The organism is uncultured Succiniclasticum sp. (assembly GCF_902793885.1).
Taxonomy (GTDB): Bacteria; Bacillota; Negativicutes; order Acidaminococcales; family Acidaminococcaceae; genus Succiniclasticum.
Genome location: NZ_CADBFF010000004.1, coordinates 91,362 through 106,086 on the forward strand (window position 1 = coordinate 91,362; position 14,725 = coordinate 106,086).

Genomic DNA, 14,725 nt, shown 5'->3' on the forward strand with positions numbered 1-14,725 from the left:
ATGTTATTACCGAACAGAGTTAAACACCGTAAACAACACAGAGGCCGTATGAAAGGTCGCGCCATGCGCGGCAACACCATCTGCCATGGCGATTTTGGCCTGGTTGCGCTGGAACCTGCATGGATCACCAACCGTCAGATTGAGGCAGCCCGTATTGCCATGACCCGTTACATCAAACGTGGCGGCCAGGTATGGATTCAGATTTTCCCGGACAAACCCATCACTGCAAAACCGGCTGAAACCCGTATGGGTTCCGGTAAAGGTTCTCCGGAATATTGGGTAGCGGTTGTAAAACCCGGCCGCGTCCTGTTTGAAATGGGCGGCGTTGCTGAAGCCGACGCGAAAGAAGCAATGCGTCTGGCCGGTCATAAGCTCCCCATCAAAACGAAATTCATGACAAAGGCTCAGTTGGAAGCCGAAACTGCCGTAGAAGCAAAGGGTGGTGAAGCTGAATGAAAATCAATGAAATCAGAGAGTTATCTGCTGAAGATTTAGACAAAAAGTTAGCAGAATTGAAAGAAGAACTGTTCAACTTACGTTTTCAGATGGCAACCGGACAATGTGAGAATCCCATGAAGATCCACGAAATCAAAAAATCCATTGCCAGAATCAAAACTGTTCAGCGCCAGAACGAAATCAACGCGTAAGGTTTTGAAGCTTAATTAAGGAGGAAACAGTCGTGACCGTAGAAAGAAACGCACGTGTCAGCCGTGTAGGCAGAGTTGTAAGCGATAAGATGCAGAAGACCATCGTTGTTGCTATCGAACGTTTTGTTCAGCACCCGCTCTACAAAAAAGGCGTAAAGAACACGATCAAATTCAAGGCACATGATGAAAACAACGAAGCGCATATCGGCGATCTGGTTAAAATCACCCAGACCCGTCCGCTGTCCAAAGATAAATGCTGGCGCCTGGTTGAAATCTTAGAACGTGCTAAATAATGTAGTTGTCAGATTATATCGGATCTGACAAGGGAGGTTAAACATGATTCAACAACAGACAATTCTTAATGTCGGCGACAACACCGGCGCTAAGAAGGTTATGTGCATCCGCGTTATGGGTGGCTCTTTCCGCAGATATGCCAATATCGGCGACATCATTGTTTGTTCTGTTAAAGATGCAGCACCCGGAGGCGTTGTTAAGAAAGGTGACGTAGTAAAGGCAGTTGTTGTTCGTTCTACAAAGGGACTTCATCGCAAAGACGGTTCTTACATCCGTTTCGATGAAAATGCCGCTGTAGTGATCAAAGACGACAAGAGCCCCCGCGGAACCCGTATTTTTGGGCCTGTAGCCCGTGAGCTGCGTGAAAAAGACTTTATGAAGATTATTTCTCTGGCACCGGAAGTGCTGTAAGAAATCATAAAAGCACATTAGGAGGTGTTCTTAAGACATGAGTACTGCTGTAAAGCTGCATGTTAAAAAAGGCGATACCGTTCAGGTCCTGTCCGGTAAAGATAAAGGCAAAGAAGGCAAAATCCTGACTGCCCTGCCGAAAAAAGGCAAAGTTATCGTGGAAGGCGTCAATAAAGTAAAACGTCATACCAAACCGTCCCAGACCAACCCTCAGGGTGGTATCGTGACGAAAGAAGCAGCCATTGCTTCCTGCAAAGTAATGCTGGTTTGCCCCAGCTGCAAAAAACCGACCCGTATTGCTCACAAGATTGAAGACGGCAAGTCCAAGAGAGTCTGCAAGCACTGCGGCGAAGTAATCGATAAATAATATCCGGGAAAGGAGGAAACATTGTAAATGGCCAAGACCAGACTGCAAGAAAAGTATTTATCTGAAGTCGTTAAAGGACTTGTAGATAAATTCCAGTATAAAAACGTAAACGAAATTCCCAAAGTTGAAAAAGTTATTATCAACATGGGCGTCGGCGAAGCGGTTGCCAATGCCAAAGCACTGGAAACAGCTGTTTCCGAGCTGGTTACTATCGCCGGTCAGAAACCGGTTGTAACCAAAGCCAAGAAATCCATCGCGGCTTTCAAACTGCGTGCCGGCATGCCGATCGGCGCAAAAGTAACCCTGCGCGGCGACCGTATGTATTATTTCCTTGACAAACTGATGAACGTGGCACTGCCCCGCGTACGTGACTTCCGCGGTGTCAGCGCAACTTCCTTTGACGGCCGCGGCAACTATGCCCTGGGTCTGAAAGAACAGTTGATTTTCCCGGAAATCGAATATGATAAGGTTGACAAAGTTCATGGCATGGATATCATCATTGTAACTACTGCCAAGACTGACGAAGAAGCCCGCGAATTGCTGCGGCTTCTGGGAATGCCGTTCGCAGCTTAAGTAAGGAGGAAAGAATTTTGGCTAAGACAGCACTGATTGAAAAATGGAGTAAAGAACCGAAATTTAAAGTTCGTCATTACAACCGCTGCAAAATCTGCGGCCGCCCCCATGCTTACTTACGTAAGTTCGGTATGTGCCGTATCTGCTTCCGTGAATATGCCTACAAGGGCGAAATTCCCGGCGTAACAAAAGCAAGCTGGTAACAACCATCTAAGAAAGGAGGCCATTGAATAATGGTAATGACTGATCCGATCGCCGATATGCTTACCCGTATCCGTAATGCAAATTCGGTTCATCATGATAAAGTTGAAATCCCCGGGTCCAAAATCAAAGAGGCGATTGCCACGATTTTAAAGGACGAAGGATTTATTAAAGATTTTGAAGTAATTGAAGATAACAAACAGAATGTTATCAAAGTAAGCCTGAAATACGGCGCAAACCGTGAAAAAGTAATTTCCGGCCTCAAACGTATTTCCAAGCCTGGCCTGCGCGTATATTCCCAGAAAGATCAGCTGCCGAAGGTTCTCGGCGGCCTGGGTATCGCAATCATCTCCACCTCTCAGGGGCTGATGACCGATAAAGCGGCCCGCAAAGCTGGTCTGGGCGGCGAAGTTCTGGCATACGTTTGGTAATACTAAAAAGGAGGTACCGTTTAAGTGTCTAGAATTGGTAAAAAACCGATTACTGTTCCCGCTGGCGTAACGGTAACGGTTGAAAACAATCTGGTAACTGTAAAAGGCCCCAAAGGCGAATTACAGCGCCAGATCAGCCAGACAATGAAGATCACATTGGACAACGGCGTACTCATCGTAGAACGTCCCGATGATGAAAAAGAAAACCGGGCCATGCACGGCCTGTCCCGTACCCTGATCAACAACATGGTGGAAGGCGTAACCAAAGGCTTCAGCAAATCGCTGGAAATCCAGGGCGTTGGCTACCGTGCAGCAAAACAGGGAAACAACATTAACTTCACACTGGGTTTCTCCCATCCGGTTGTTAAAGAGCCGCCTGCCGGCATCACCTTTGACGTACCCGCTCCGAACAAGATTGTTGTAAGCGGTGCGGATAAGGAAAAAGTTGGCGCGGTAGCAGCGGAAATTCGCAACCTGCGTCCGCCTGAACCCTACAAAGGAAAAGGCATCCGCTATGAAGGCGAACATGTACGCCGCAAAGTTGGTAAAGCAGGCGCGAAAGCTAAGAAGTAATTAAGGAAGGAGTGAAACCTCTTGTTCAATAAAGCAAACAAGAACGAAAAACGTCAGAAACGTCATGTTCGTTCCCGCAGATATGTTGTAGGCACTGCTGAAAGACCCCGCCTGAACGTATACCGTTCCCTGAGCAACATCTATGCACAGGTCATCAACGATGAAACCGGCGAGACCATTGCAGCGGCAAGCACTGTAGAAAAGACCTTTGAAAACTACGGCGGCAACGTGGAAGCTGCCAAGGCCGTAGGCAAGGCGATTGCTGAAAAAGCACTGGCCAAAGGCGTAAAAGAAGTTGTATTCGACCGCGGCGGCTACCTGTATCATGGTCGTGTTGCCGCATTAGCAGAAGCAGCTCGTGAAGCTGGACTGCAATTCTAACGGAAGGAGGAAGTATCTTGGCTAATTTTGATAAGCGCGACAGACGCGAAAAACCCGATGACGGCTTTACCGAGAAAGTTGTATTCATCAATCGCGTTGCGAAAGTTGTTAAAGGCGGCCGTCGCTTCACCTTTGCCGCACTGGTTGTGGTTGGCGATGGAAAAGGCCATGTAGGTATGGGCCTGGGCAAAGCTGCTGAAGTTCCGGAAGCAATCCGGAAAGGCGTTGACGACGCTAAGAAAAATCTGATTACAGTTACCATGGTAGGCAATACCATTCCTCACGAAATTATCGGTGTGTACGGTGCAGGCCGCGTGTTCCTGCGTCCGGCTTCCGAAGGTACCGGCGTTATTGCCGGCGGTCCGGTGCGTGCCGTTCTGGAACTGGCAGGTATCCGCGACATCCTGACGAAATGCCAGGGTTCCCATAACCCCAACAACATGGTACGCGCAACCCTGGAAGGGTTAAAAGGTCTGAAGAACCTGCAGTCTGTAGCTGCCCTGCGCGGCAAGACTCCCCAGGAAATTTTAGGTTAAGCTAAGGAGGAAGCCTGATGAAAAAGTTAAAAATCACGCTGATCCGCAGCTTGATCGGATACAAGCAGGATCAGCGCGCAACCGTAAGAGCGCTGGGTTTAGGAAAAATCGGTACTTCTGTAGTACAGGAAGATAACCCGACCATTCGCGGCATGGTTCACAAAGTGAGACATCTTGTGAAGGTCGAAGAAGTGGAAGCTTAATAAGGAGGTGCAGCAAAATGGAATTACATGAATTACATCCGGCTCCGGGTTCCCATAAAGCCCGCGTTCGTGTAGGCCGTGGCCTGGGTTCCGGTCTGGGCAAGACCTCCGGCAAAGGCCAAAAGGGTCAGAAATCCCGTTCCGGCGGTGTAAAACGCCCGGGATTTGAAGGCGGCCAGAGACCGTTATACCTGCGTCTTCCGAAACGCGGCTTCTATAACAAGTTCGGCAAACAATATGTAGAAGTAAACGTAGGTACTTTGAACTGCTTTGAAGACGGTACTGTAGTAGAACCTGTAATGCTGATCGAATGCGGTCTGATTAAGAGTATTCGTGACGGACTGCGCATTTTAGGCGGCGGCGAGCTGACTAAAAAACTGACGGTACAGGCAAACGGCTTCAGCAAGACTGCTGAAGAAAAGATTACAGCTGCCGGCGGAAAAGTAGAGGTGATCTGATAATGTTAGCTGCTTTGGCTAATGTTCTTCGGGTCCCCGAACTGAGGCGGAGAGTTATCTTCACCCTGGTTATGTTTGCGGTGTTCCGACTGGGAACCCATATTCCGGTTCCCGGAGTCAATGCCGCAATGATTGAGCAGTTATTTAACAATGGAAACCTGTTTGGCCTGCTGGATCTGTTCTCCGGCGGCGCCCTGAGCAAGTTCTCCATTTTTGCAATGAGTATCACCCCGTACATCAACGCGTCCATTATTTTGCAGCTGTTGAAAGTGGTTATACCGACGCTGGAAGAATGGTCCAAGGAAGGGCAGGAAGGTTACAAGAAGATCAACAAGACGACCCGTTACCTTACCGTAGTCCTTGCAGTGATCCAGGGCTTCGGTATGGCATTCGGTCTGCGGTCCGCCATCAATAACCCGAATGTGTTCTCGGTATTGATGATCGTCGTATCCTTAACGGCAGGCACCTGCCTGCTGATGTGGATCGGTGAAGAGATTACGCAGAAAGGTATCGGCAACGGTATCTCCCTGATCATCTTTGCGGGTATCGTTTCCCGCCTCCCGGACGGCATTTCCACGCTGGCAAAATATCTGAATGTAGGTACAATTAACATCCTGAACGTGATATTGTTCCTGCTTATCGCGCTGGCCATGGTCGTTTTCGTAGTTGCGATTTCTCAGGGCGTCCGCAAGATCCCTGTACAGTATTCGAAACGTATCGTAGGCCGTAAGATGTATGGCGGTCACAGCAGTTACATTCCCTTGAAGGTGAACCAGGCAGGCGTAATCCCCATTATCTTTGCTTCGTCACTTCTGATGCTTCCGGCTACGATCGGACAGTTTGTAAAAGTACCCTGGGTTCAGAAAATTGCAGGGTATTTTGCATGGGGCACGCCGCTGCAAACTGCATTGTATATCATCCTGATTATATTCTTCACGTTCTTCTACACCGCGGTTACGCTGGATATCAAGAACATGAGTGAGAATATCAAGAAGATGGGCGGGTTTATCCCGGGGCTGCGGCCCGGCAAACCGACTACCGATTATCTGGACATGGTCATGACGCGTATTACGCTGTCAGGCGCCATATTCCTGGCCCTGATTGCCATGATGCCCCACATCATCGTGTACCTGACCGGTATCGAGGGTATCTACATCGGCGGCACATCTCTGCTGATCGTCGTCGGTGTTGCACTGGATACAATGAAACAGATTGAGTCGCTGGCTTTGGTACGTCATTACCAGGGCTTTATGAAGTAAAGGAGGATAGACAGATGTATATTCTTTTAATGGGACCTCCTGGTGCCGGAAAAGGTACTCAGGCTGAAAAGCTTGTCGAAACGTATAAAATTCCCCATATCTCCACCGGTGATATGTTCCGGGCTGCTGTAAAGCAGGGCACGGAGCTGGGAAAAGAAGCTAAAAAATACATGGATGCCGGCGGACTGGTACCGGACGTTGTAACAATCGGAATTGTACGGGAAGGTTTGTCTAAACCGGAATGTGCAAAAGGTTTCATTTTAGACGGGTTTCCCCGTACGGAAGAACAGGCTGTTGCACTGGACGGAATCCTGAACGATCTGGGGATCAAACTGACCGGCGTAGTAAATATTGTCGTACCGGATGGCGAACTGGTATCCCGTGTAACGGGGCGGCGCATCTGCAAGGCCTGCGGCGCAACCTACCATGTTTCCTTCAATCCCACGAAAGTGGAGGGTGTCTGCGATAAATGCAGCGGCAGCCTTTATCAGCGTGATGATGATAAAGAAGAAACCGTTAAGAACCGCCTGAAGGCATATCATTCCCAGACGGAACCCCTGATTGAATACTATAATAAGCAGGGTGTTTATCTGGAAATTGACGGAACGCAGGCTATCGACAAAGTTTATGCCGATGTAAAGGCAAGCCTTGAAGAACGGGCAGGGAGGTAAGGATCTGTGTCAAAGCAGGATGTAATCGAAGTGGAAGGCACGATTCTGGAATCGCTTCCCAATGCTATGTTCAAGGTTAAGTTACAGAATAATCATGAGATACTGGCTCATATTTCCGGTAAGATCCGTATGAACTTCATCAAAATCTTACCCGGCGACAGAGTGACAGTGGAACTGACACCTTATGATTTGAACCGTGGAAGAATCACCTACCGGTATAAATAAACCGGCACAGACACTGAGGAGGTAGAAAATGAAAGTCAGACCGTCTGTAAAACGTATTTGCGAAAAATGCAAAATTATCAAACGCAAAGGCCGCGTTATGGTCATTTGCGAAAATCCGAAGCATAAACAAAGACAAGGTTAAGAAGGAGGTACACTTGAATGGCACGTATTGCTGGTGTCGATTTACCGAATGATAAGCGTGTAGAATATGCGCTGCCCTATATTTTCGGTATCGGTCTTACCTTATCCCGTGAGATCCTGGCAAAGACCGGTATCAATCCCGATACCCGTGTTCGCGATCTGACCGAAGGCGAAGTTGCGAAAATTCGTGAGGTTGTGGACAGAGATTACAAGGTGGAAGGCGACCTCCGCCGTGAGGAATCCCTCAACATTAAACGTCTGGTAGAAATTGGCAGCTATCGCGGCAGAAGACATCGCGCCGGTCTGCCCGTTCGCGGCCAGAACACCAAAAACAACGCCCGTACCCGCAAGGGTCCCAAAAAGGGCCAGGGCAAGAAGTAATCAGTAGAGGAGGGTAAATAAGAAGTGGCAGGAAAAAAAGTAGTTCGCAACAAAAAGAAAGTAAGCAAAAACGTCGTTGCCGGCGCTGCGCATATTAAATCCACTTTTAACAACACGCTGGTTACGATCACCGATTTGAACGGCAATGTAATCAGCTGGGCTTCTGCCGGTGAAATGGGCTTCCGCGGAAGCCGCAAGAGCACCCCGTTCGCAGCACAGATGGCAGCAGAAACCGCTACCAAAGCTGCAATGGAACATGGCATGAAAACCGTTGAAGTATATGTTAAGGGCCCCGGTGCCGGCCGTGAAGCTGCAATCCGCGCTTTACAGGCTACCGGTCTCGAAGTTAACTCCATTAAAGACGTAACTCCGATTCCGCACAACGGCTGCCGTCCGCCGAAACGTCGCAGAGTATAACAGGAGGTGTAAAACACAGATGGCAATTGATAGAGTACCTGCTCTGAAACGCTGCCGTTCACTGGGTCTGGAACCCGCGGTTGTAGGTCTGGCCAAGAGCTCTTTCCGCCAGCCCCATCATGCTAACCATAAGGTAAGTGAATATGGCGCGCAGTTAAAAGAAAAACAGAAAGCAAAATTCATTTACGGCGTACTGGAAAAACAGTTCCGCCTGTATTACGAAAAAGCGAAGAAAATGCCCGGCATCACCGGTGAAAACCTGCTGTTATTGCTGGAAAGAAGACTGGACAACGTAGTGTTCCGCATGGGACTGGCTACCACTCGCCGTCAGGCGCGTCAGCTGGTACGTCACGGTCATGTATCCGTTAACGGAAAACGCGTTGATATTCCTTCTGCATTGATCAAAGTTGGCGATGAAGTAGCTGTAATGGAAAACAGCCGCGCTAAGACTTACTTCAAAGGCATGAACGAGAAGCTGGCTGCTGTAACGGCTCCGGCCTGGCTTGTTGTGAATGCGGAAGCTTTATGCGCCAAAGTTGACCGTTTCCCGGCTCGTGAGGAAATTGATGTTCCGGTAGTGGAACAGTCCATTGTCGAACTGTACTCCAAATAATGATGAGCATCTTTTGCCACCAACCAGTTGGCGTATTGTGGTAATACGCGAGAGAAGGAGGCTTTCCGCATGATTGAAATTATTGAACCGAAGTTGGTTACGACTGAAGTTTCTGGTGATAAACGTTATGGCAAATTTGTCTGGGAACCGTTGGAACGTGGCTATGGCATTACATTAGGAAACAGCCTGCGCCGTGTCCTGTTATCGTCCCTGCCCGGTGCTGCGGTAATCGGCGTGATGATCGAGTACGGTGAAGGAACGAAAGTCCTGCATGAGTTCACCACGATTCCGGGTGTCCGGGAAGACGTGGCAGACATCGTCCTGAATATTAAAGGGCTGTGTATGCAGTTAAGTTCTCCGGACAGCGAGATGAAGGTTCTGCATATCAACGCTGCAGGAGAACAGGAAATCACGGCTGAAGACATTGAAACCGACAGCGACGTGGAGATCCTGAATCCGGATCTGCATATCGCAACGCTGGACAAAGACGCCAGCCTGAAAATCGATATTTATGTCGATACCGGCAGGGGATATGTACCCGGTGACAAGAATAAAAGAGATGATATGGGCATCGGCTGGATTCCCGTTGACAGCATTTATTCTCCGATCACCCGCGTTAAATTTGGCGTGACCGATACCCGTGTCGGCAACGTGACCGATTACGATAAACTGACACTGGAAGTATGGACTGACGGCAGCATCAATCCGGAAGACGCCATCAGCCGCGCATCCGGACTTCTGATCGATTACCTGAAGCTCTTCCAGAACGGTACTGTTGTGGAGCAGCAACTTGTTCCTGCTGCAGAACCGTCTGCAACGGAAAAAGACACGGAAGAACAGGAAGATCCGAAACTGGCCATGTCGATTGAAGAGATGGACCTGTCTGTACGCAGCAACAACTGCCTGCGCCGGGCCGGCATCAACACAGTGGGCGACCTGATCAACAAATCGGAAGATGATTTGAAGAAGGTCCGCAACCTGGGTACCAAATCGTTGGAAGAAATTATTAAAAAGTTAGTGGATTTAGACTTGTCCTTACGTAAGGATGAGGAAGATTAATAAGGGGGACGGAAAATGGCATACAGAAAATTAAACCGCGCGTCCGGTAACCGTAAAGCTCTGTTCCGCAGTCTGTCCAGCGCTCTGATTATGAATGGCAGAATTGAGACCACCATCACGAAAGCAAAAGAGACCAGCAAGAATGTGGCAAAGCTGATCACTCTGGCTAAAGTTGGTGATTTGCATGCACGCCGTCAGGTGCTGGCAACGCTGGTAGACGAAACCGCTACCAGAAAACTGTTTGATGAACTGGCTCCCAAGTACCAGGACAGACAGGGCGGCTTCACCCGTATTTACCGGGTTGGTCCTCGTCGTGGCGATGCAGCCGAAATGGCGATTATTGAACTTTTATAAGAGTTTCAATACAAAACTGCTTACCTGAAACAGGGTAAGCAGTTTTTTTATACAGAGAAAATTGTTAACTCTTTATGCAAATTGGGTTGACGGTTGTGGCGACTAAAGATATAATATACGTGTTCATTTTGAAATGAAGGGCTTGTTATTTCATCCTCAAGGGGGAACTATGGAGCCGGTGATTGAAACCAAAGGGCTTAAACATGTTTATATAGATTCGGACAACAATCCGGTCACGGCGCTGGATGGGATTGATCTTCAAATCATGCCCGGCGAATTCGTGGCGGTCATCGGTGCCAACGGCAGCGGCAAAAGTACGCTGGCCCGTCATTTTAACGCGCTGCTTTTACCTTCGGAGGGCAGTGTGAACGTTCACGGGCTGGATACGCTGGACGAAAACAATCTGTGGCAGATCCGGCAGGACACGGGTATGGTGTTCCAAAATCCGGACAACCAGATCGTGGCGGCTGTTGTGGAAGAGGACGTGGCTTTCGGGCCGGAAAATATCGGCGTACCCACAGAGGAACTGAAGCAAAGAGTGGAAGACGCTTTGCGGGCGGTGGATATGCTGGATTACCGGGAACATGCGCCGCATCTTCTGTCCGGCGGGCAGAAGCAACGGGTGGCTATCGCCGGCACGTTGGCGCTGGGGTCCCGCTGCATCGTATTGGACGAACCCACTGCCATGCTGGACCCGAAAGGCCGCAAGGAAATCCTCAGTACCGTGCGGAAACTGAACAGGGAACAGCATATTACCGTCGTTTACATTACGCATTTTATGACGGAAGCCATGCAGGCTGACCGCGTCATCGTCATGGGGGACGGCAGAATCAAATTCCAGGGCACGCCCAGGGACGTGTTCTCCCGGGTAGAAGAACTGGAAAAGCTGGGACTGGAAGCGCCTCTGGCTGCCAAATTTGCGTTTGAGTTACGGAAAAGCGGCGTGAAACTGCCGCAGGGTATCATTACCAACGAAGAGCTGGCGGAAGCCTTGGCCGGCACGTTTTGTGCATGACTGTGGCAATGTTTCCGGACATAGCCGCAACCGGCGAAGCGCTGGAAAAAATTGAGAAGTACTGGCATACATTGAAGCAGCTTTTGAAATGACGGGCAGCTCAGGTTGTTGCAGACGGCGACATACGCTGCTTACATAATTAGTTAAAACAGTGAAACGGGAACGAGAAAGATGTCGATTAAACTGGAACATGTTTCCTATACATATATGCCGGGAACGCCTTACGAGAAAGAAGCGCTGAAGGATGTTTCCCTGGAAATTCATAAAGGCGAATTCGTGGCGGTCATCGGGCACACCGGCAGCGGCAAATCCACGCTGGTGCAAAACCTGAACGGACTGCTGCATCCCGCAAAGGGAACCGCATCACTGGACGGCGTTGATTTGTCCGGCAAAACGAAAGAAGCCAAGCTGGCACGGGGAAGGATCGGCATGGTGTTCCAGTATCCGGAGCACCAGCTGTTTGCGGAAACCGTATACGAGGACATCGCGTTCGGTCCCCGGAACCTGGGCCTTGCCGCCGACGAAGTGGAGACGCGCGTCAGGGACGCCATGAAGTTTGTAGGGCTGGATTTTGAAACCTACGCCCAACGGTCTCCTTTTTCCCTGTCCGGAGGGCAGATGCGCAGGGCGGCCATTGCCGGTGTGGTGGCAATGAACCCGGACTACCTCATATTGGACGAACCCTCGGCCGGACTGGACCCCGGCTCCCGTGATGCCGTGTTTGCGGAAATCATGGCCCTGTATAAAAAACGGGGCATCGGTATCATCATGGTGACCCACAGCATGGAAGAGGCGGCAAAATATGCCAGACGGATGCTGGTGGTGTATAAAGGCGAAGTCATCCTTGACGGCAAACCGGGGGAAATCTTCCTGAAAGAAAAGAACCGCTTGCTGGAAGCCGGGATGGATATACCGGAAGTCTATAAACTGGCGGACGCGCTGCGGGCGAAAGGCCTGCGTCTGCCTTATGAAATCACTGACGCGAAGCGGTTGCTGGCGGAAGTGAAACGCAGAAAGGGGCTGAAGTAGATGCTGGATATTACACTGGGACAGTATTACCCGGGCAACAGCTTCATTCACCGCCTCGACCCCCGGACCAAAATACTGACCACACTGATCCTGATCGTGGCGGTTTTTCTGGCCAATTCGGCCATCGGTTACGCTGCGCTCTGTGCCATGGTGCTGTTTATCATCGCAATTTCGGGCCTGCCTTTCATGCTGGTGCTGAAATCGGTAAAACCGCTGCTGTTCATCATCGTGCTGACGCTGTTTCTGCACGCGGTCATGGGACAGGGCGAGCACGTGCTGTATCAGTGGAAGTTTATCAAAGTGACGGAAGAAGGCCTGCAGCTTGGTGTGCAGATGGCCATGCGCCTGATCCTGCTGCTGATGATTTCTTCCATATTAACCTTTACCACGTCGCCCATCGTATTGACGGACGGCATTGAAGCGCTGCTGCGTCCCTTCCGTGTCATCGGCGTACCGGCCCACGAGCTGGCTATGATGATGACCATCGCCCTGCGTTTCATTCCGACTTTAATGGAAGAAACGGATCGTATCATCAAGGCGCAGACGGCGCGGGGCGCGGATTTTTCCGGCGGGAACCTGCTGGCCCGGGCAAAAAACATGCTGCCGATTCTTGTGCCGCTGTTCATCAGCGCTTTCCGACGGGCGGACGACCTGGCTATTGCCATGGAAGCGCGATGCTATCGCGGCGGGGAAGGGCGTACCCGTATGCACCAGCTGGCCTACCGTTCCGGTGACGGACTGGCTTTTGTGTTTGCGTTTGTCATGATCGGACTGCTGGCGTTTCTGCGCTGGGGACCGAAGTTTATATAAACAAATTGTACGGGTTGCTTAGCCCTTGTAAAATCAAACTGCTGCAATGCGTTGTGGCAGAATGATGAAAAGAAAACCGAGCGAAACGCTACAAAATAATCCAATTATTCAACATAGTAGTAATATGAGAACGATAAAACTCACTGTCTGCTACGACGGAAGCAACTATTTCGGCTTCCAGCGGCAGGCGAAGGAAATAACCGTACAACAGATTCTGGAAGAAAAACTGGCCCGCGTTTGCGGCGAACCTGTAACCGTTACCGGCAGCGGCCGGACGGATGCGGGGGTGCATGCCCGCTGCCAGGTGGTTTCCTTTACCACAGAGGGGACGATTCCCACCTCAAACCTGCCGCGGGCGCTGAACAGTATCCTGCCGGAAGATATCCGGGCGTTGCGTGCCGAAGAAGCGAAGCCGGGTTTTAACGCCCGCAAGGACGCCTGCCGGAAAGAATACGAGTACCGCATCCGGTATGCGCCGGAGCCGGATCCGTTTACGCGCAACTATGCGTGGCAGATGAAAGAACGACCGGACATGGAGAAAATGAACGAAGCGGCTGCCATGCTTATGGGCACCCATGACTTCAGCGGTTTCCAAAGCACCGGAAGCACCCAGGTATCTCCTGTTAAAACGATTTACAGATCCTGTTGGGAAACGGAAGCGGACGGTACGCTGGTCTATCATATTGCAGGCAACGGCTTCGTGTACCACATGGTGCGCAATTTAGTCTGGTCTATGGTACAGATCGGACTGGGGAAAAAACCGCCGCAGGCGATGGCAGAAGAGCTGAAGCAAAAGCGGGGCGAATTTGAGAATTCACCGGCGCCGGCGCAGGGGTTATATCTGGCAAGAGTAGAGTACAAATAATATAATAATTTTAAAGGAACAGGCACGAGCAAAAACGTTCACGATTGCTATTTCATGGATTCATGTGCCTGTGGCTTCGAAACTCGGGCTTTGCCCTCAGACAGTCTCGCCACGACGGCACATTTCATCTCATGAAATCACGCAATCGTTCTCTATGTTTTGCTCATACCTTTTCCTTTAAAATTTTTATAAAATAACCCTGAATCCTGTTGACAAAAACAGCAAAAGTGATTAAAATATATTTACGTGATTTTGCGTCCTGAATTCGATTAGCCCCGATGCAGGGAATGCAATGACTCATCATCACATTCACGTTTTTTCATTATTATGTAAACACTGCAAGAATAAATCCTGGGAGGGACATTGAAATGAAATCTTTCATGGCAAACCCGTCCAACATCGAACGCAAGTGGTTCGTGGTGGACGCCACTGATAAAACGCTGGGCCGTCTGGCCGCAGAAGTTGCCAAAGTCCTGCGCGGTAAACACAAACCGACCTTTACCCCGCATATGGACACCGGCGACAATGTAATCATTGTAAACGCTGACAAAGTTGTGCTGACTGGCAAAAAGCTGACGCAGAAGACCTACTTCCATCACACCGGTTATCTGGGCGGCGACCGTTTTGTACTGGCTAAAGACATGCTGGCCAACAACCCGGTCCGCATGGTTGAAATTGCTGTTCGCGGCATGATCCCGAAGAACCGTCTGGGCGACCAGATCTACAAAAAACTGCACGTATATGCTGGTCCGGAACATCCGCATGCAGCACAGCAGCCTGAAGTATTAGAAATCAACGTACGGTAATCAGG

At 49.9% G+C, this 14,725-nt stretch carries 27 protein-coding genes; all 27 read left to right on the forward strand.

Going from position 1 to position 14,725, the window contains the following annotated elements; genetic code table 11:
* The 27 genes from rplP to rplM all read left to right on the forward strand — a co-directional run bounded on the left by rplP (window position 1) and on the right by rplM (window position 14,720).
* Window positions 1-456 (forward strand): 50S ribosomal protein L16, encoded by a 456-nt coding sequence (rplP, locus tag QZV31_RS03290; RefSeq protein WP_093729249.1) that lies wholly within the window; start codon window positions 1-3, stop codon window positions 454-456.
* A complete protein-coding gene (rpmC, locus tag QZV31_RS03295; protein ID WP_093729248.1) occupies window positions 453-647 on the forward strand; it encodes a 50S ribosomal protein L29 in 195 nt (64 codons plus the stop codon). The genes rplP and rpmC overlap by 4 nt, the downstream gene beginning before the upstream one ends.
* A 32-nt stretch (window positions 648-679) precedes the next feature.
* Window positions 680-940: a 30S ribosomal protein S17 gene (rpsQ, locus tag QZV31_RS03300; RefSeq protein WP_093729247.1), complete on the forward strand. Its 261-nt coding sequence runs from the start codon at window positions 680-682 to the stop codon at window positions 938-940.
* 43 nt (window positions 941-983) lie between these two features.
* Window positions 984-1,352, forward strand: coding sequence for a 50S ribosomal protein L14 (gene rplN / locus QZV31_RS03305; RefSeq protein ID WP_093729246.1), 369 nt, complete (start codon window positions 984-986; stop codon window positions 1,350-1,352).
* A 37-nt stretch (window positions 1,353-1,389) separates the two neighbouring features.
* Window positions 1,390-1,719 (forward strand): 50S ribosomal protein L24, encoded by a 330-nt coding sequence (rplX, locus tag QZV31_RS03310; RefSeq protein WP_093729245.1) that lies wholly within the window; start codon window positions 1,390-1,392, stop codon window positions 1,717-1,719.
* 27 nt (window positions 1,720-1,746) lie between these two features.
* The gene (gene rplE, locus QZV31_RS03315) at window positions 1,747-2,292 is read left to right on the forward strand and encodes a 50S ribosomal protein L5 (protein WP_093729244.1); all 546 of its coding nucleotides are present in this window, start codon (window positions 1,747-1,749) and stop codon (window positions 2,290-2,292) included.
* 17 nt (window positions 2,293-2,309) lie between these two features.
* Window positions 2,310-2,495: a type Z 30S ribosomal protein S14 gene (locus QZV31_RS03320; RefSeq protein WP_093729243.1), complete on the forward strand. Its 186-nt coding sequence runs from the start codon at window positions 2,310-2,312 to the stop codon at window positions 2,493-2,495.
* 30 nt (window positions 2,496-2,525) lie between these two features.
* Complete coding sequence (rpsH, locus tag QZV31_RS03325) at window positions 2,526-2,924, forward strand: 30S ribosomal protein S8 (RefSeq protein ID WP_093912288.1); 399 nt, start codon at window positions 2,526-2,528, stop codon at window positions 2,922-2,924.
* A 24-nt stretch (window positions 2,925-2,948) separates the two neighbouring features.
* On the forward strand, window positions 2,949-3,497 hold the full coding sequence (gene rplF, locus QZV31_RS03330; RefSeq protein WP_295358067.1) for a 50S ribosomal protein L6: 549 nt from the start codon (window positions 2,949-2,951) through the stop codon (window positions 3,495-3,497).
* Window positions 3,498-3,518: 21 nt separating this feature from the next.
* Window positions 3,519-3,878, forward strand: coding sequence for a 50S ribosomal protein L18 (gene rplR / locus QZV31_RS03335; protein WP_093729240.1), 360 nt, complete (start codon window positions 3,519-3,521; stop codon window positions 3,876-3,878).
* Window positions 3,879-3,895: 17 nt separating this feature from the next.
* Window positions 3,896-4,414, forward strand: a complete 519-nt coding sequence (gene rpsE / locus QZV31_RS03340) for a 30S ribosomal protein S5 (protein WP_093729239.1) — start codon at window positions 3,896-3,898, stop codon at window positions 4,412-4,414.
* Window positions 4,415-4,431: 17 nt separating this feature from the next.
* Complete coding sequence (gene rpmD, locus QZV31_RS03345) at window positions 4,432-4,617, forward strand: 50S ribosomal protein L30 (protein ID WP_093729238.1); 186 nt, start codon at window positions 4,432-4,434, stop codon at window positions 4,615-4,617.
* Between the two features lie 17 nt (window positions 4,618-4,634).
* Window positions 4,635-5,075, forward strand: coding sequence for a 50S ribosomal protein L15 (gene rplO / locus QZV31_RS03350; RefSeq protein WP_295358071.1), 441 nt, complete (start codon window positions 4,635-4,637; stop codon window positions 5,073-5,075).
* A gap of 2 nt (window positions 5,076-5,077) precedes the next feature.
* Complete coding sequence (gene secY / locus QZV31_RS03355; protein WP_093729236.1) at window positions 5,078-6,334, forward strand: preprotein translocase subunit SecY; 1,257 nt, start codon at window positions 5,078-5,080, stop codon at window positions 6,332-6,334.
* Window positions 6,335-6,348: 14 nt separating this feature from the next.
* Window positions 6,349-7,005 (forward strand): adenylate kinase, encoded by a 657-nt coding sequence (locus tag QZV31_RS03360; protein ID WP_295358076.1) that lies wholly within the window; start codon window positions 6,349-6,351, stop codon window positions 7,003-7,005.
* Between the two features lie 6 nt (window positions 7,006-7,011).
* Window positions 7,012-7,230 carry a translation initiation factor IF-1 gene (gene infA / locus QZV31_RS03365; protein WP_093729234.1) on the forward strand — a complete coding sequence of 73 codons (219 nt, stop codon included), beginning with the start codon at window positions 7,012-7,014 and terminating at the stop codon, window positions 7,228-7,230.
* A gap of 28 nt (window positions 7,231-7,258) precedes the next feature.
* Window positions 7,259-7,372 (forward strand): 50S ribosomal protein L36, encoded by a 114-nt coding sequence (gene rpmJ, locus QZV31_RS03370; RefSeq protein WP_009015366.1) that lies wholly within the window; start codon window positions 7,259-7,261, stop codon window positions 7,370-7,372.
* 17 nt (window positions 7,373-7,389) lie between these two features.
* A complete protein-coding gene (gene rpsM / locus QZV31_RS03375) occupies window positions 7,390-7,752 on the forward strand; it encodes a 30S ribosomal protein S13 (RefSeq protein WP_093729233.1) in 363 nt (120 codons plus the stop codon).
* A gap of 24 nt (window positions 7,753-7,776) precedes the next feature.
* Complete coding sequence (rpsK, locus tag QZV31_RS03380) at window positions 7,777-8,169, forward strand: 30S ribosomal protein S11 (protein WP_093729232.1); 393 nt, start codon at window positions 7,777-7,779, stop codon at window positions 8,167-8,169.
* A 19-nt stretch (window positions 8,170-8,188) separates the two neighbouring features.
* Window positions 8,189-8,782 (forward strand): 30S ribosomal protein S4, encoded by a 594-nt coding sequence (rpsD, locus tag QZV31_RS03385; protein WP_093729231.1) that lies wholly within the window; start codon window positions 8,189-8,191, stop codon window positions 8,780-8,782.
* 69 nt (window positions 8,783-8,851) lie between these two features.
* The gene (locus QZV31_RS03390; protein WP_295358090.1) at window positions 8,852-9,841 is read left to right on the forward strand and encodes a DNA-directed RNA polymerase subunit alpha; all 990 of its coding nucleotides are present in this window, start codon (window positions 8,852-8,854) and stop codon (window positions 9,839-9,841) included.
* A gap of 15 nt (window positions 9,842-9,856) precedes the next feature.
* Window positions 9,857-10,195, forward strand: coding sequence for a 50S ribosomal protein L17 (gene rplQ, locus QZV31_RS03395; protein WP_093729229.1), 339 nt, complete (start codon window positions 9,857-9,859; stop codon window positions 10,193-10,195).
* Between the two features lie 169 nt (window positions 10,196-10,364).
* Window positions 10,365-11,210 (forward strand): energy-coupling factor transporter ATPase, encoded by an 846-nt coding sequence (locus QZV31_RS03400; protein WP_295358095.1) that lies wholly within the window; start codon window positions 10,365-10,367, stop codon window positions 11,208-11,210.
* A gap of 171 nt (window positions 11,211-11,381) precedes the next feature.
* On the forward strand, window positions 11,382-12,239 hold the full coding sequence (locus QZV31_RS03405) for an energy-coupling factor transporter ATPase (RefSeq protein WP_295358098.1): 858 nt from the start codon (window positions 11,382-11,384) through the stop codon (window positions 12,237-12,239).
* The gene (locus QZV31_RS03410; protein ID WP_295358101.1) at window positions 12,240-13,049 is read left to right on the forward strand and encodes an energy-coupling factor transporter transmembrane component T; all 810 of its coding nucleotides are present in this window, start codon (window positions 12,240-12,242) and stop codon (window positions 13,047-13,049) included.
* A 124-nt stretch (window positions 13,050-13,173) separates the two neighbouring features.
* The gene (gene truA, locus QZV31_RS03415) at window positions 13,174-13,914 is read left to right on the forward strand and encodes a tRNA pseudouridine(38-40) synthase TruA (RefSeq protein WP_295358104.1); all 741 of its coding nucleotides are present in this window, start codon (window positions 13,174-13,176) and stop codon (window positions 13,912-13,914) included.
* 368 nt (window positions 13,915-14,282) lie between these two features.
* Window positions 14,283-14,720 carry a 50S ribosomal protein L13 gene (rplM, locus tag QZV31_RS03420; RefSeq protein WP_093729224.1) on the forward strand — a complete coding sequence of 146 codons (438 nt, stop codon included), beginning with the start codon at window positions 14,283-14,285 and terminating at the stop codon, window positions 14,718-14,720.
* Window positions 14,721-14,725 lie beyond the last annotated feature (5 nt).

Excerpts from the sequence above, each read along its gene's own strand:
- rplP (WP_093729249.1), top strand. The coding sequence starts at position 1 with ATGTTATTACCGAACAGAGTTAAACACCGTAAACAACACAGAGGCCGT.
- rpmC (WP_093729248.1), top strand. The coding sequence starts at position 453 with ATGAAAATCAATGAAATCAGAGAGTTATCTGCTGAAGATTTAGACAAA.
- rplN (WP_093729246.1), top strand. The coding sequence starts at position 984 with ATGATTCAACAACAGACAATTCTTAATGTCGGCGACAACACCGGCGCT.
- rplX (WP_093729245.1), top strand. The coding sequence starts at position 1,390 with ATGAGTACTGCTGTAAAGCTGCATGTTAAAAAAGGCGATACCGTTCAG.
- rplE (WP_093729244.1), top strand. The coding sequence starts at position 1,747 with ATGGCCAAGACCAGACTGCAAGAAAAGTATTTATCTGAAGTCGTTAAA.
- rpsH (WP_093912288.1), top strand. The coding sequence starts at position 2,526 with ATGGTAATGACTGATCCGATCGCCGATATGCTTACCCGTATCCGTAAT.
- rpmD (WP_093729238.1), top strand. The coding sequence starts at position 4,432 with ATGAAAAAGTTAAAAATCACGCTGATCCGCAGCTTGATCGGATACAAG.
- rplO (WP_295358071.1), top strand. The coding sequence starts at position 4,635 with ATGGAATTACATGAATTACATCCGGCTCCGGGTTCCCATAAAGCCCGC.
- secY (WP_093729236.1), top strand. The coding sequence starts at position 5,078 with ATGTTAGCTGCTTTGGCTAATGTTCTTCGGGTCCCCGAACTGAGGCGG.
- QZV31_RS03360 (WP_295358076.1), top strand. The coding sequence starts at position 6,349 with ATGTATATTCTTTTAATGGGACCTCCTGGTGCCGGAAAAGGTACTCAG.
- rpmJ (WP_009015366.1), top strand. The coding sequence starts at position 7,259 with ATGAAAGTCAGACCGTCTGTAAAACGTATTTGCGAAAAATGCAAAATT.
- rpsM (WP_093729233.1), top strand. The coding sequence starts at position 7,390 with ATGGCACGTATTGCTGGTGTCGATTTACCGAATGATAAGCGTGTAGAA.
- rpsD (WP_093729231.1), top strand. The coding sequence starts at position 8,189 with ATGGCAATTGATAGAGTACCTGCTCTGAAACGCTGCCGTTCACTGGGT.
- QZV31_RS03390 (WP_295358090.1), top strand. The coding sequence starts at position 8,852 with ATGATTGAAATTATTGAACCGAAGTTGGTTACGACTGAAGTTTCTGGT.
- rplQ (WP_093729229.1), top strand. The coding sequence starts at position 9,857 with ATGGCATACAGAAAATTAAACCGCGCGTCCGGTAACCGTAAAGCTCTG.
- QZV31_RS03400 (WP_295358095.1), top strand. The coding sequence starts at position 10,365 with ATGGAGCCGGTGATTGAAACCAAAGGGCTTAAACATGTTTATATAGAT.
- QZV31_RS03405 (WP_295358098.1), top strand. The coding sequence starts at position 11,382 with ATGTCGATTAAACTGGAACATGTTTCCTATACATATATGCCGGGAACG.
- QZV31_RS03410 (WP_295358101.1), top strand. The coding sequence starts at position 12,240 with ATGCTGGATATTACACTGGGACAGTATTACCCGGGCAACAGCTTCATT.
- truA (WP_295358104.1), top strand. The coding sequence starts at position 13,174 with ATGAGAACGATAAAACTCACTGTCTGCTACGACGGAAGCAACTATTTC.
- rplM (WP_093729224.1), top strand. The coding sequence starts at position 14,283 with ATGAAATCTTTCATGGCAAACCCGTCCAACATCGAACGCAAGTGGTTC.